General features: G+C 35.3%; 14 protein-coding genes. 9 read left to right on the forward strand and 5 right to left on the reverse strand.

Annotated features, from left to right (window positions below; all coding sequences use genetic code 11):
* Nucleotides 1-100: 100 nt before the first annotated feature.
* The 5 genes from KWG70_RS14865 to KWG70_RS14885 form a co-directional block, all read right to left on the reverse strand.
* Nucleotides 101-1,150, reverse strand: coding sequence for a hypothetical protein (locus tag KWG70_RS14865; RefSeq protein WP_230936839.1), 1,050 nt, complete (start codon nt 1,148-1,150; stop codon nt 101-103).
* A gap of 12 nt (nt 1,151-1,162) precedes the next feature.
* Nucleotides 1,163-2,023 (reverse strand): hypothetical protein, encoded by an 861-nt coding sequence (locus tag KWG70_RS14870; protein ID WP_230936840.1) that lies wholly within the window; start codon nt 2,021-2,023, stop codon nt 1,163-1,165.
* A gap of 11 nt (nt 2,024-2,034) precedes the next feature.
* Complete coding sequence (locus KWG70_RS14875) at nt 2,035-3,555, reverse strand: SusD/RagB family nutrient-binding outer membrane lipoprotein (protein ID WP_230936841.1); 1,521 nt, start codon at nt 3,553-3,555, stop codon at nt 2,035-2,037.
* A gap of 4 nt (nt 3,556-3,559) precedes the next feature.
* Nucleotides 3,560-6,634, reverse strand: a complete 3,075-nt coding sequence (locus KWG70_RS14880) for a SusC/RagA family TonB-linked outer membrane protein (RefSeq protein ID WP_230936842.1) — start codon at nt 6,632-6,634, stop codon at nt 3,560-3,562.
* A gap of 105 nt (nt 6,635-6,739) precedes the next feature.
* A complete protein-coding gene (locus tag KWG70_RS14885; RefSeq protein WP_230936843.1) occupies nt 6,740-8,428 on the reverse strand; it encodes a BamA/TamA family outer membrane protein in 1,689 nt (562 codons plus the stop codon).
* Nucleotides 8,429-8,601: 173 nt separating this feature from the next.
* On the opposite strand from KWG70_RS14885, the gene rpsL reads away from it, so the two are divergent.
* The 9 genes from rpsL to rpsS all read left to right on the forward strand — a co-directional run bounded on the left by rpsL (nt 8,602) and on the right by rpsS (nt 14,741).
* Nucleotides 8,602-8,976, forward strand: coding sequence for a 30S ribosomal protein S12 (rpsL, locus tag KWG70_RS14890; RefSeq protein WP_008269190.1), 375 nt, complete (start codon nt 8,602-8,604; stop codon nt 8,974-8,976).
* 22 nt (nt 8,977-8,998) lie between these two features.
* The gene (gene rpsG / locus KWG70_RS14895) at nt 8,999-9,475 is read left to right on the forward strand and encodes a 30S ribosomal protein S7 (protein ID WP_230936844.1); all 477 of its coding nucleotides are present in this window, start codon (nt 8,999-9,001) and stop codon (nt 9,473-9,475) included.
* Nucleotides 9,476-9,483: 8 nt separating this feature from the next.
* On the forward strand, nt 9,484-11,610 hold the full coding sequence (fusA, locus tag KWG70_RS14900) for an elongation factor G (protein ID WP_230936845.1): 2,127 nt from the start codon (nt 9,484-9,486) through the stop codon (nt 11,608-11,610).
* A 13-nt stretch (nt 11,611-11,623) separates the two neighbouring features.
* A complete protein-coding gene (rpsJ, locus tag KWG70_RS14905; RefSeq protein WP_007650482.1) occupies nt 11,624-11,929 on the forward strand; it encodes a 30S ribosomal protein S10 in 306 nt (101 codons plus the stop codon).
* A 140-nt stretch (nt 11,930-12,069) separates the two neighbouring features.
* Entirely contained in the window at nt 12,070-12,687 is a 618-nt protein-coding gene (gene rplC, locus KWG70_RS14910) for a 50S ribosomal protein L3 (protein WP_230936846.1), read from the forward strand.
* Nucleotides 12,687-13,316: a 50S ribosomal protein L4 gene (gene rplD, locus KWG70_RS14915; RefSeq protein WP_230936847.1), complete on the forward strand. Its 630-nt coding sequence runs from the start codon at nt 12,687-12,689 to the stop codon at nt 13,314-13,316. Before rplC ends, rplD begins: the two co-directional genes overlap by 1 nt.
* Nucleotides 13,317-13,323: 7 nt before the next feature.
* Entirely contained in the window at nt 13,324-13,614 is a 291-nt protein-coding gene (gene rplW, locus KWG70_RS14920; protein ID WP_204346315.1) for a 50S ribosomal protein L23, read from the forward strand.
* Nucleotides 13,615-13,624: 10 nt separating this feature from the next.
* Entirely contained in the window at nt 13,625-14,452 is an 828-nt protein-coding gene (rplB, locus tag KWG70_RS14925) for a 50S ribosomal protein L2 (RefSeq protein WP_230936848.1), read from the forward strand.
* Nucleotides 14,453-14,462: 10 nt separating this feature from the next.
* Nucleotides 14,463-14,741 (forward strand): 30S ribosomal protein S19, encoded by a 279-nt coding sequence (gene rpsS, locus KWG70_RS14930; RefSeq protein ID WP_230936849.1) that lies wholly within the window; start codon nt 14,463-14,465, stop codon nt 14,739-14,741.
* Nucleotides 14,742-14,744 lie beyond the last annotated feature (3 nt).

The raw sequence follows: 14,744 nt of genomic DNA on the forward strand, positions 1-14,744 counted from the left end.
AACCTAACATATTAATGCCAAAAATAATTAAGATAGTTCATATTTAACAAAAAAAGCCACCTAATTTTAGGTGGCTTTTTAGTATTCATATGTCAAGCAATCAATTATTTCCTTTTAACGCTTGCTTTTCTTTAAGTGACATTCTATGATCTGCAAATCTACCTGAAGCAATTTGTGTGTTATTACTGTCGGTGACTGTGTAGGTGTTTCCTGTTTTTTCAATAGTGAATGATGTAATGGCGTTTCCATTTCCATCAAGAAGCCCACCATCATTTAAAGGAAATAGAGCAGACAGATCAACAGACTCTACAAATACACCAGCTTTCATGAAATCAAGAGTGGCAGGTATATTACTATTGTCTGAAGATGAGTTGCCATTAGCTGTCCAAAAACTAGCATCTATAATATAAGTGCCATCTGCATCAGAACCTAAAATAGTAAGTTCTTCAGGACAATCATTGTAACTCGTTTGTATGTAAGCACCTCCAAAAATGAGCTCTAGATCTAAGTCTAATCCGTTATCAATATCGCAAGCATCAGCACCACTTTCTAAGTAATCACCAGCCCAATTTAGTCTTGCAACTAAATCATTTCCTACGAAATCGTTAATGGTCACACTAATATCTTCAGATATAGTTGCAGCCATTAGAGATGTAGACGTCAATCTTAGATTAACTGTTTTTGTATTCTCAGGAAGAAAATCTTGAATCGTTTCAATATTTAATTCAATTGATTCAGTAAAAGGAGGGAAGGATGCTACATATCCTGTACCACCAAGATATCCATACTCGAACCAGCCAGACTCAAACCAAGTTGGGTAAGGTACTTCAACGTCTTCAAATTGTATTCTGTCATAAAAGCCATTACCTGTTGTTGCATCACCATCTGTAGGATTTGCTGTTACAACTGGATTACCTTCGTCGTCTAGAATATCGACTCTAATGTCTATTTTTTCTGAAACTGCGAATTCAACATCAATATTGAACACAGCCGTTTCGCCTTCAGTTACTGTAACCGAATTACTCATTACTGTTAACTCAGGTTTCCCTCTTCTTGGAATAGAATCGTCATCTTCACATGAAAAGGTAACAAGACCTAACAGGAAAACGAAAACTAAAGAATAACTTATTTTTTTATGTATATTTTTCATGTTTTTCTAGTATTAAAGTGGTGTGTAAACTGAAACTCCATTTTCGCCATAACCTTCGCAAAACCATGAGATGGTTATTACTCCAGTATCAGGATCTACGGCATTAACGCCTCCATCCAGAGGAATGACTAATCCCCAAGGGTCATTTTGATTTACCCAAGATATCTCACCACAATTTTCTGTGAATTCTACATCAAAGCTAGTTGGGCCAGTTCCGTAAGCTGTGCTGTAAGGACCATTGCTGTATAATCCACCAGACATATCAAATACTCTATAAAGTCCGTCACCTAAAGCCTCAATTTCGATTTCTATTGTGTTAGGATTAAAATTTGGTAAGAAATCATGGTATCCATATGTTGTAGTCATACTATACATACCTCCAATATCTGAAAAACAAATCCCATTAATAGTAATTGTCAATGTTCTAAAGGAAGCTGCAACTTCACCATTACTGGCAGAAGTTATATTTAAAACAAGTGTCTTTGGATTATCTACATCTATAACATCAGAGTAAAAATTGATATCCAATTTTGCAAAGTCTCTGTCTTCTTCAATGGTAACAGATTGCGATCCACTTACAAAATCATAATCTGTCCCAGCAACAGCTGTAGAACTTTGATCCACTTCGAAGTTGACCGTTATACTAGGTGTGCTAGCAAATTCTTCTCCACCAAATAAAACAATATTCTCACTATACAAGTTCACCTGTCCATCTGTTAAAAAAGCAGGAGCTGCCGAACTGTTATTAAAGCCAACCACAAAAGGTGTATTAGCTAGGTCTGCTTCTAACTGTTGTTGATCGTCGTCTACACTACAAGAGACTACCAACTGAGCAGCTAGAATTGTCAAAACAATAAATTTAATTTTTTTCATAATCTTTTTTTTTAGTTAACGTCCCAAAATACAGGTGTATCAAAAGCTGTATCTACCGTTTGATTGTAAACACTAACATTTGCTGAATTTCCTGTATATTCTGAGGTTGGATATAATAATCGTAATGGTCTATTAGGTCTGTTTGTAATATCTGGAAGCGGCATGTTACTAGGGAAACCAGTTCTTGTGAACTCTATCCAGGTTTCAATACCATTGGTTCCACCTAAATCAATCCATTTTTGAGTAATAATAGCTTCAAGTTTATCTGCGCTGCCATCCCAACCAATTCCGTTGACATTATTAGCATCATTTAAATAACTTCCAATAGAAGCACCAAGTCTGTCAAATGAAGATTGAATAGCACTTTCGAAAAGACCTTTAGCGTTTCCAGAATTTAATATACCTCTAAATACAGCCTCAGACTGAAGAAATAGTGATTCGGAAGCTGTCATAATATAACCATCTTGTTGAGGCGATATTAATAATCCAGGTCCAATTCTAGACGGTTGATCTTCTCCACCTTGCGTATTTCCTTGAATAGTCGCTTGACCACCTCTTGGTGCGTAAAGTCTTTGAAGTCTGGCATCTGAAACACCAGTTGTTGTTCCGTCTAAAAACTCAACCAAGAAGGTAGTTGGTCCTGCTCTTAAGTTAGAGAAGGTTTGGTTAGACGCATTTCCAAATTGTCCAGGATCGTAACCAAAGGTTTCAGCAAATGGATTCATACGATCTTCCTCATCTGAATATCCTGGATTGATTGTCACATTTTCTCCTGCGCCTAAGAAGTTGGCATTATTGAGAGCTGCAAGCTCACCATTTACAATAGACTGTAAATCTGGTGTTCCTTGAGCAGCATCATACATACGTAATAACATTCTCAGTTTTACAGTATTTCCAAATTTTATCCACATGTCCATGTTTCCTCCCATGATCACATCGTTAGAACCCATTCCAATTGCAGTACTTGTGTCTGTATTTTGAATTTGAGCAATGGCATCGTTGATATCAGCAATCAAAGCAACATAAACATCTGTTTGATTATCATATTCTGGGAATAATAAATCACCACGTTGATGAATATCTGTAAAAGGAATGTCACCATAAAGGTCTACTAAATACTGAAAGTAGAATGCTCTATAAATCTTAGAGGCACCTTTGAAATAATCATAATTATCAGCATACTCATTCTCAATAATTTGAGTTAAGTTTCCAGTTCTAGCCATTAAGTTATCCCATATACCACTATAAAAATCTGTAGTTAATTGGTATTGAAACTCTACAAAGTAAGGTGCTTGCACCTGCTGTGCATTACCTGACCATGTGGCTATCATAGTGTTTCCTAATCCGTTCATAGTCGTCATAAGTGTACCTGCAGGCACAGTTAAGGCTCCAGGAAGAATTACTTCAGGAGGTAATTGATCAATGACAACTCCGTTTGGATCTTCATTCACTAGCACATCGTTACAAGAAAATGTAAGACATAATAGTGCCAATGACATTATCGTATATTTTATTTTATTTATGTTTTTCATTTTCTTAAAAGTTAAGTTTTACGTTCATTGAATAAAATTTAGTTGGAGGCGTTTGACCATATCCACCTATTCCAGAACCTATTTCAGGATCATTATATCGTCTGTTCTCTTTTGGTAAAACAATCAATAAATTTCTTCCACTAACACCAACTGATAAACCTTGAATAAATGTGTTTTCAAGTGCTTTACTCGGTAAGGTATAGCTTAGGGCAACTTCTCTAAGTTTAAATGCTGTTGCGTCTAAAACAAAGTTCTCATCTACACCTGTGAAATCTCCACTTTGAACAAACGATTGGTATTGTGCATAAGCAGATGGTCCTCCGTAAGATGGCCCTGTTAACACATCTGTGTTAGTTGTTCCAGAACCTTGAACTGTTGAATTTGGGAAAATGAAATACCCTCTTCCATTTTCAGCAGTAATAAAACTACGGCCTTGACCAGTAAGGTTATTGTAGATATTTGAATAGAATACATGTCCTGTTCTAAAATCGGCAACGGCACTTAATCTAAATCCTTTATAAGTGATGTCTGTACCGAAATTTAAAATATAATCAGGAGTAGTTCTTCCTAGAACTTTCAGTCCAGAAGCTGTTCTAGGTGATCCATCAGGATTTAAAACCACTCGACCTTGATCATCTCTTTCATAAGCTGTACCTTGAATCAAAGGATATTCTTGACCTTGAATGGCATAAATACCAGGAGCACCACTACCCAATTGATCTGAATCCTCAGTAATTTTAGTAGCGATTGTGCGCTGAGAGGCATAACCAAAGTTTAGATTCCATCTTAGGTCATCTGTTTTAATAGGAGTAAGACCTAAATCTACTTCGTAAGCATTAGTTTCGGTTTCACCTACGTTGATACCAGCGCTAAAAACACTAGTTGATGAAGATACCGAAGCACTTAGTATTTGATTGTCGTTCGTATAGAACGAATAACTACCATCTAGAGTAATTCTTGGAATACCACCACGCTTTAAAAGTTCTAGATTAAGATTTGCTTCGAAAGTACTAATGAATTCAGGCTCAATAGCATTATCAAAAGTAGAAGAAGGGATTATAAACGAGTTTACACCACCTGGGAAAGGGAATGCGGCCGGTCTAAATCCTGTATCAAATAAATCATGTGATCCTAAAGCCGAAATATTTGCAGTTTTTACATAACCTCCAGATACTTTTACTTTATGTAAAAAGTCTGTTTTAATTTCTGGAAATGCTTTTGTTGGAATGAAAGATGCACCAGCAGAATAGTAGAAGAAGCCAATGTCTCCAATATCTCTTCCTGGAGACTGCAATCTAGAATCCCATTCTTGTCGTCCTGTTAAGTTTAAAAATAAATAATCTTTATAACTTAAATCAACATTTGCAAAAATAGCTTGTTGTCTTCTTTTCGAACTGAAATCTGAAACAGTAATACCACTTGAAATATTTTCAACAGTATATAAACCTGGGAGTGTTAAAATATCTCCAGCTGTAGTTTGAGAGAAACCTCTGCTTTCAGTTGAATTGAAACCAACTAATGATTTTAACCCGATATCTTCTGTTAAATCGTAATTGAAATTTGCAATTAAGTCGGTGTATAATGTTCTCGAATTATTACTGTTTACACTTAAAGATGATTGAATATCTCTACCATCACCTGTAATGGTGAATTCAGCAACATAATCATTAACATAAGTAAAGCCTTTACCACTATTAGTAACAACATTACTTCTTAATACTGCGCTGATATTGTCATTGAATTGGTACGATAATTCAGCCGACAAATCAGATCTTGTATTTTCTGAAATAGATCTTTGATTATTCTTTACCCAGTAAGGACTATCACCAAAAGCAGTCCAGTGGTCACTATTACTTCCAGAATCAAAGTCTAAAATATTAACATCACTTGGTAACTGAGCCAGTTGTCCATAAACACCATTCGAAACCGATTGGTCTTCACTAGTAAATCTCACATTAGCCGACATTGAGAATTTTCCAAACGTTTTACCAGCACTAAGTGCTAAAAAGTCTTTTGTATATTCATCATCAGGAATGATACCGTCAGTAGTTCTTCTGTTTGCAGTTAATGAATAAAACCCATCACTGTTTCCGCCAGATAGCGTAATTGTATTTTGTAAGGCAACACCAGTATCAAAAAAGTCTTTCATATTGTCTTTTCTGAATTCGTAAGTACCATATCTAAAATCTGAAACGGTTGGATAAGGTAATCCCACAGGCTGAAGAGAACCATCATATTCTGGACCCCATGATCCTTGGTCAAAGGCATCGATTTCTCCCCAATATCCTTTACCGTATCTATCTTGTAATTGAGGTAAAAAAGCAATCTCTTCTAGAGTAAGCGTTGACGTGTAGCTTATGTTTAACTTTCCTGTGTCTTTTGCTCCTTTTTTAGTAGTTACAATAATAACTCCGTTACCACCTCTAGATCCATAAAGCGCAGCTCCATTTGGACCTTTAATGATGTTTATGGATTCTATAATTTCAGGATCCAAATCTGATAAAATAGTCGCTGAGGAAATAACATTGTCGATTACAATCAAAGCAGAGTTTGATCCAGATAAAGAACGTGTTCCTCTTAGTCTAATTGTTGTAGATGGATTAACACCTGTGTTAGTCGTGTTAATCTGTAAACCAGAAACTTTACCTGCAAGAGATTGCACAGCATCAGGGTTGTTAGCAGATGTGATCTCTTCAGCTTTTAAATTTTCATAAGCTGTTGTGATTTCATCAGGCTTTCTTTTGATACCTACTGCAGTAACAATAACTTCGTCTAAAGATTCAGCATCCTCTAACATGGTAACATTAATTACATTAGATTCTCCAACAGTAATTTCTTGAGTTTTTAAACCTACATACGAAAAAACCAAAATATCGCCTACATTGGCATTTACATTGTAATTTCCGTCAAAATCTGTTTGAGTTCCGGTTGTAGTTCCCTTAATTAAGATATTAACTCCGGGAATTGGTAAACCGGTATTGTCTGAGACAGTTCCGGAAATGGTTTTTTCTTGTGCTAACGTAAGTTGCACAGCTAACAGCAATAAAAGTGTTAGCACTTTACTAAGTGTTATTTTCATATTGTTGATTGATTTAAATTGGTCTAGCTCAAATTTCACAATAAAAAACTTACAAAACAATGATTAAGTGAGAAAATTTTGAATTTTATTGCTAAATATTTAAAATTAGAATGTTGTTGTTAAGCTTAAATGAATTTTTGAGTCTGATAATTTAAATTTCCTGTCTTCAGTTTTTCCACTAGTGTAGTTAAATCGAAATAATCCAGCTTTGGTTAATAGCCCAAATCCAAAGCCAAAACCAAATAGCTTTTCTTTTTGATCTGTTAGCTGATTTTCAAAATAAGCAGCATCTATTACAGAGTGCACATAAATAGTGTTATTGAGTTTGTATCTATATTCCGTATTGAGAACGGCATATAAATTGGCAATGAGACTATTCTCTTCAAAGCCGCGAATTGAGTTGATGCCTCCAAAACGAGGAAGTTCATTTTCTAAATAAGTATCTGAAACTAAATAGTTGGCATTAACTCTTCCGTAAAAACTATTTTTATCATTGAGATTAAAAATCTTAAATGTATTAATATAAAAGTGAGACTGTTTTTCGTCAAATGTTTCATAAGATCTATTTCCAAAACCAGTAGACAGATCAAATAAGAAATTTACAGGAAATAAGCGATCATAATTCTGTCGTTTTATGTAGGTATAGTTTATTAGGTATTTATTAGAATCGTAATCTGTAATCAAAGCTGTTGGCATATCTAATAGATCAGTAGATTTTACCGATTGTATTCCAGCCGAAATAGTATGCCTGCTATTGATTTGATAATTAATTTTTGCTGTTTGACTCACTGTTACGAAAGAGGAGTCACGTTTAAAAATGTTCAAGTTCAAGTCTAAGCCAACTGGAGAGCTAAATATATATGGAGTAACCAATTTTAAATCAAAGGTTTGTTGGTCGTTCTCATCACTTTTGTACAAGAGCTTTAATGACTCACCATAATTAAGGTTGTTGATGAGGTTCAAATCTAAATAACCATCAAACTCAATTTTATTGGTGGACTCGTTTGTACCAAAACCTAAAAAGCCATCGAAGGTATTACTACGCGCTTTTTCTATATACATATATAATATGGTAGAGTCTTGAGTAAATAAAACCTCAGGATCTCTAATTTGATTAGCAAACACCAGGTCATTCAAAGCAGCTGTTTGTTCTTTTATTTTTGCAAGGTTGAAAACCTTTCCTGTTTTTATTTTTAAATAGCGGTTGATGTAAGACTTTGGAAATTTTTCATATCCTTTTATAATAATCTTGTCAGTTGTTCTTGATTTTGGTTCTGAAACCGATAGAGATCCAGTTAATGTTTTACGATCTAATTTTTGAATGTTATTTACAATTAATGTACTAAACGGATTACCACGATTGGCTATTTCAGAATTGATAAATTGTAAGGTGTTTTCAACATTTGCTATTGGTATGACCAAGCGATTCGTTTGGTCTAAAAAGTCGGTAAGTTTCAAAATAGACAGATCTACCAATCCATTATGTTCAATTATGATGCTCTCATATTTATTTTTTAAACTGAAAGAGGCTAGGTAAGTAGTATCATTTTGTTTTTTTAAGTGAAGTAGTTCATTTTCTATATATCCAATTTGAGTTAATTTTTTTTGCAGCGTAGTAATTTCTTTTTCCAAAGACCCATATTCATTGAACGTTTTTTTGTAGCCTATCGAATCGATAGTCTTAGTTTCTTTTTCAGTGGCTCCTATAGAAGTTAAATATAGATTTTGGGCAGACGATTCTGTAGACCATACTATAGATAGGAGTAGTAAAAAAGGACTAATTTTTTTGAGCATCAATAGAATTATTGTTCAAATCTAACGGAAATTAATCAGTAAAAATATGTACTTGTAAAAATAAATCAAGAAACTTTCTAAAATTAATCGTTATGGGTTTGAATTATTCATATTTATTTCTACCTTTGCAGCCCTCTAAGGAGAGGGTTTAATAAAAATTTATATAGTAATATATGCCAACAATTTCACAATTAGTACGAAAAGGAAGAGCCAAAATAACTAAGAAGAGTAAATCGGCTGCTCTAGATTCGTGTCCACAAAGACGTGGTGTATGTACTCGTGTTTACACGACGACGCCTAAAAAACCAAACTCAGCAATGCGTAAGGTAGCAAGGGTTCGTTTAACAAACGGAAACGAGGTTAATGCATACATCGGAGGAGAAGGACACAACTTACAAGAGCACTCGATAGTATTAGTTAGAGGTGGAAGGGTAAAAGATTTGCCAGGAGTTAGATATCACATCGTTCGTGGTGCCTTAGACACAGCAGGTGTTGCAGGTAGAACACAACGTAGATCTAAGTATGGAGCAAAACGCCCTAAGAAGTAATTTAAAACTTTAAGAAGAAGACATGAGAAAAAGAGCAGCAAAAAAGAGACCGCTTTTACCAGATCCAAGATTTAACGATCAGTTAGTAACTCGTTTCGTTAATATGATGATGTGGGATGGAAAGAAGTCTATCGCTTTTAAAGTATTCTATGATGCAATTGATATTGTAGAGTCAAAGAAAACTGACGACGAAAAAACGGCGTTAGAAATTTGGAAAGATGCATTGTCTAACGTTATGCCTCACGTAGAAGTACGTAGTCGTAGAGTTGGTGGAGCAACATTTCAAATTCCAATGCAAATTCGTCCAGATCGTAAAGTTTCAACTGCAATGAAGTGGTTGATTGGATACGCAAGAAAAAGAAACGAAAAATCTATGCCTCAAAAATTAGCAGCTGAAATCTTAGCAGCAGCTAAAGAAGAAGGTGCAGCTGTTAAAAAGAGAGTTGATACTCATAAAATGGCAGAAGCAAACAAGGCATTCTCTCACTTTAGATTTTAATTAACGACATGGCAAGAGATTTAAAATTTACAAGAAATATAGGTATTGCTGCACATATTGATGCAGGAAAAACTACAACTACAGAACGTATTCTTTATTATACAGGTGTTTCTCACAAAATTGGTGAAGTACATGATGGTGCTGCAACAATGGATTGGATGGAACAAGAGCAAGAAAGAGGTATTACAATTACTTCTGCTGCTACAACTTGTACTTGGAATTTCCCAATGGAGAATGGGCAACCTACTCCAGACACAAAAGGATACCACTTCAATATTATTGATACTCCTGGTCACGTTGATTTTACGGTAGAAGTAAACCGTTCATTACGTGTATTAGATGGTTTAGTATTTTTATTTAGTGCAGTTGATGGTGTTGAACCACAATCTGAGACTAACTGGAGATTAGCAGACAACTATAAAGTTCCAAGAATAGGTTTCGTTAACAAAATGGACCGTCAAGGATCTAATTTCCTTGCTGTTTGTCAGCAGGTAAAAGATATGTTGAAATCTAACGCAGTGCCAATTGTATTAAATATTGGTGATGAAGCTGATTTTAAAGGTATCATTGATTTAGTAAAAAACAGAGCTATCGTATGGCATGATGAAACTCAAGGGGCAACTTTTGATGTGATCGACATTCCAGAAGAAATGAAAGAAGAAGCTCGTAAGTATCGTGCGCTTTTAATAGAAGAGGTAGCAACTTACGATGAGAACTTACTTGAGAAATTCATGGAAGATGAAGATTCTATTACAGAAGAAGAAGTGCATGCTGCACTTAGAGCTGCTGTAATGGATATGGCTATCATCCCGATGATTTGTGGTTCTGCATTTAAAAATAAAGGTGTACAGTTCTTATTAGATGCTGTATGTCGTTACTTACCTTCTCCAACAGATAAAGAAGGTATCGTAGGTACAGATCCTAATTCAGGAGAAGAGATCTTACGTAAACCAGATGTAAAAGAGCCGTTTGCTGCTTTAGCATTTAAGATTGCTACAGATCCTTATGTTGGTCGTTTAGCATTCTTTAGAGCGTATTCAGGTCGTTTAGATGCTGGATCTTATATCTTGAACAACCGTTCAGGTAAAAAAGAACGTATCTCTCGTATCTATCAAATGCACTCTAACAAACAAAATGCTATCGATTTTATCGAAGCAGGAGATATTGGAGCTGCAGTAGGATTTAAAGATATCAAGACTGGTGATACCATGTCTGATGAAAAGAATCCTATCGTTTTAGAATCTATGGACTTCCCAGATCCAGTAATTGGTATTGCTGTGGAGCCTAAGACTAAAGCAGATGTTGACAAATTAGGTATGGCGTTAGCTAAATTATCTGAAGAGGATCCAACATTTACAGCAAGAACCGATGAAGCTTCAGGACAGACTATTATTTCTGGAATGGGTGAGCTTCACTTAGATATTATTGTAGATCGTTTGAAGCGTGAGTTTAAGGTTGAAGTAAACCAAGGACAGCCTCAAGTAGAGTACAAAGAAGCTATTACTCAACGTGCAGAGCACAGAGAAGTTTATAAGAAACAATCTGGTGGACGTGGTAAATTTGCTGATATTGTATTTACATTAGAGCCAGCTGAAGAAGGTAAAGTAGGATTACAGTTTGAATCTTTAATTAAAGGTGGTAACGTTCCTAAAGAATTTATCCCTTCTATTGAAAAAGGATTCAAAATGGCAATGGTAAATGGACCGTTAGCTGGATATGAAGTTGATTCAATGAAAGTAACACTAACTGATGGATCTTACCATGATGTGGATTCTGATCAATTATCGTTCGAATTAGCAGCTAAGCTTGGATTTAAGAATTCAGCAAAAGCAGCAAAAGCGGTAATTATGGAGCCAATCATGAAACTTGAAGTTATTACTCCAGAAGAAAATATGGGTGATATCGTAGGTGACTTAAACCGTCGTCGTGGTCAAGTAAGTGATATGGGAGATAGAGCTGGTGCAAAAACTGTAAAAGCTACAGTGCCATTATCTGAAATGTTTGGTTATGTAACAACATTAAGAACATTATCATCAGGTCGTGCGACATCAACAATGGAATTTTCACATTATGCTGAAACTCCTTCTAATATTTCAGAAGAAGTAATCAAAGCAGCTAAAGGCGTAGAAGCTTAAAACTAAAAAGAAAATGAGTCAGAAAATTAGAATAAAATTAAAGTCTTACGATCATAATTTAGTTGACAAGTCTGCTGATAAGATTGTAAAAACAGTAAAAAGTACTGGTGCTGTTGTAACTGGACCAATTCCATTACCAACACACAAAAAGATTTTCACTGTATTACGTTCACCACACGTAAACAAGAAGTCTAGAGAACAATTTCAATTAAGCTCTTACAAACGCTTATTAGATATTTACTCTTCATCTTCTAAAACAATTGATGCCTTAATGAAGCTTGAATTACCAAGTGGAGTTGAAGTTGAGATTAAAGTGTAATGACGGTAATTCTGCCATAGCAGAAAAGAACATGTCCGGAGCTGCGTGCGAAGGAAAAACGGTAAAAATACAATTCAAGGTCGAATGTATTTTCGGCCTTGAGTTTTAATAAATAAGTAACAATAAATAAATTAATAATTATGTCTGGGTTAATAGGAAGAAAAATCGGTATGACCAGCATTTTCGATGAAAATGGAAAGAATATTCCATGTACAGTAATCGAAGCTGGACCATGTATCGTTACCCAAGTCAGAACCGAAGAGGTAGACGGGTACAATGCCCTTCAACTTGGTTTCGATGACAAGACAGAGAAAAGTGCTACAAAAGCTGAAATTGGTCATGCCAAGAAAGCTGGTACTTCTGTTAAAGTTAAAGTCGCGGAATTTCAAGGATTTGAAGGAGATTACAAATTAGGAGACGCAATAACAGTAGAGCACTTTATCGAAGGTGAATATGTTGATATTGCTGGAACTTCAAAAGGTAAAGGTTTCCAAGGTGTTGTAAAGCGTCATGGATTTGCTGGAGTTGGTCAAGCAACGCATGGTCAACATAACCGTTTAAGAGCTCCTGGTTCTATTGGTGCTGCTTCATATCCTGCGAGAGTATTCAAAGGAATGAAAATGGCCGGAAGAATGGGTGGCGAAAGAGTGAATGTTGAAAATTTAAGAGTATACAAAGTAGTTCCAGAAAAGAATTTACTTGTAGTTAAAGGATGTGTTCCAGGACACAAAAACTCTTATGTAATTATTCAAAAGTAATGAAAGTAGCAGTTTTAGATATAAACGGAAAAGACACAGGAAGAAAGGTAGACCTTTCTAAAGAGGTGTTTGCTATTGAGCCTAATAATCATGCAGTATACTTAGATGTTAAGCAATATCTTGCTAACCAACGTCAAGGAACTCATAAGGCTAAAGAAAGAGCAGAAATTACAGGAAGTACACGTAAGATTAAAAAACAAAAAGGTACTGGTACAGCGAGAGCAGGTAGTATCAAGTCTGGTGTATTTAAAGGTGGTGGACGTATGTTCGGACCAAGACCTAGAAATTACAGTTTTAAACTGAATAAAAACCTGAAGCGTTTAGCACGTAAATCAGCGTTAACAATGAAAGCTAATGATAAAGATATCGTTGTTTTGGAAGACTTCAATTTTGATGCGCCAAAGACGAAAAACTTTACAGCAGTATTGAAAGCACTAGACATACAAGACAAAAAATCTTTGTTTGTGTTGGGTGCGTCAAATAATAATGTATATTTGTCATCACGAAATTTTAAAGGCTCTGAAGTTGTAATGAACTCAGAATTAAGCACTTACAAAATTTTAAATGCAAATAAATTAGTTCTTTTAGAGAGTTCTTTAGAAGGAATTGAATCGAATTTAAGTAAATAAGAAGACAATGAGTATCTTAATTAAACCTATCATCACTGAAAAAGCGACAACTAATAGTGAGTTGAATAACTGCTTTACGTTTCAAGTGAACACCAAGGCGAACAAGGTAGAAATCAAAAAAGCAGTAGAAGCTGCTTATGGTGTCTCTGTTGAAAAAGTTCGTACTATAAATGTCCGTCCAGATCGTAGTACTCGTTATACAAAAACAGGTATTCAACATGGTAAAACAAATGCTGTTAAAAAAGCAATTGTACAACTGGCGGAAGGTGAAGTAATTGATTTATACACTAACATGTAATTAGACAACAATGTCAGTAAGAAAATTAAAACCAATCACATCAGCTCAGCGTTTTAGAGTAGTAAATGGATTTGACGCCATAACTACTGATAAGCCGGAAAAGAGTTTACTCGTTCCGAACAAAAGATCTGGTGGTAGAAACAGTCAAGGAAAAATGACCATGCGCCAAATAGGTGGAGGTCATAAGAGAAAGTATCGTATTATCGATTTTAAACGTGACAAAACCGGAGTTCCTGGTGAAGTTAAGTCTATAGAATACGATCCAAACAGAACAGCGTTTATCGCATTATTGAATTATCAAGATGGTGAAAAACGTTACATCATTGCTCAAAATGGTTTACAAGTTGGGCAAAATGTAGTGTCTGGTAAAGAAGCAATAGCACCAGAAATTGGTAATGCTATGCCATTAAGTCAAATCCCATTAGGTACAATTATATCTTGTATTGAGTTACGTCCTGGACAAGGAGCTGTAATGGCAAGAAGTGCTGGAGCTTTTGCTCAATTAATGGCAAGAGATGGTAAGTTTGCGACAGTAAAATTACCTTCAGGTGAGACAAGAATGATTCTTTCAGAATGTATGGCTACAATTGGAGTAATTTCTAACTCTGATCATCAATTAACAGTATCTGGTAAAGCAGGTAGATCAAGATGGTTAGGTAGAAGACCAAGAGTAAGACCAGTAGTAATGAATCCAGTTGATCATCCAATGGGTGGTGGTGAAGGTAAATCTTCAGGAGGACACCCAAGATCAAGAAATGGTATTCCAGCTAAAGGTTATAGAACACGTTCTAAAACGAAAGCGAGTAATAAGTATATTGTAGAACGTAGAAAGAAATAATTGAAATAATATGGCACGTTCATTAAAAAAAGGACCTTACATCCACTATAAATTGGCTAGAAAAGTTGAAGCAAATGTAGCCGCTAACAAGAAGACAGTAATCAAAACGTGGTCTAGAGCCTCTATGATTTCTCCAGATTTTGTTGGACAAACAATTGCAGTTCACAATGGTCGTCAATTCGTACCAGTTTACGTAACTGAAAATATGGTAGGTCATAAATTAGGAGAATTTTCACCAACACGATCGTTTAGAGGTCACGCAGGTGCAAAAAATAAAGGAAAAAAATAGTAA

The sequence above is a fragment of the Psychroserpens luteolus genome (assembly GCF_021032705.1).
In the GTDB taxonomy this organism is placed as follows: Bacteria; Bacteroidota; Bacteroidia; order Flavobacteriales; family Flavobacteriaceae; genus Psychroserpens; species Psychroserpens luteolus.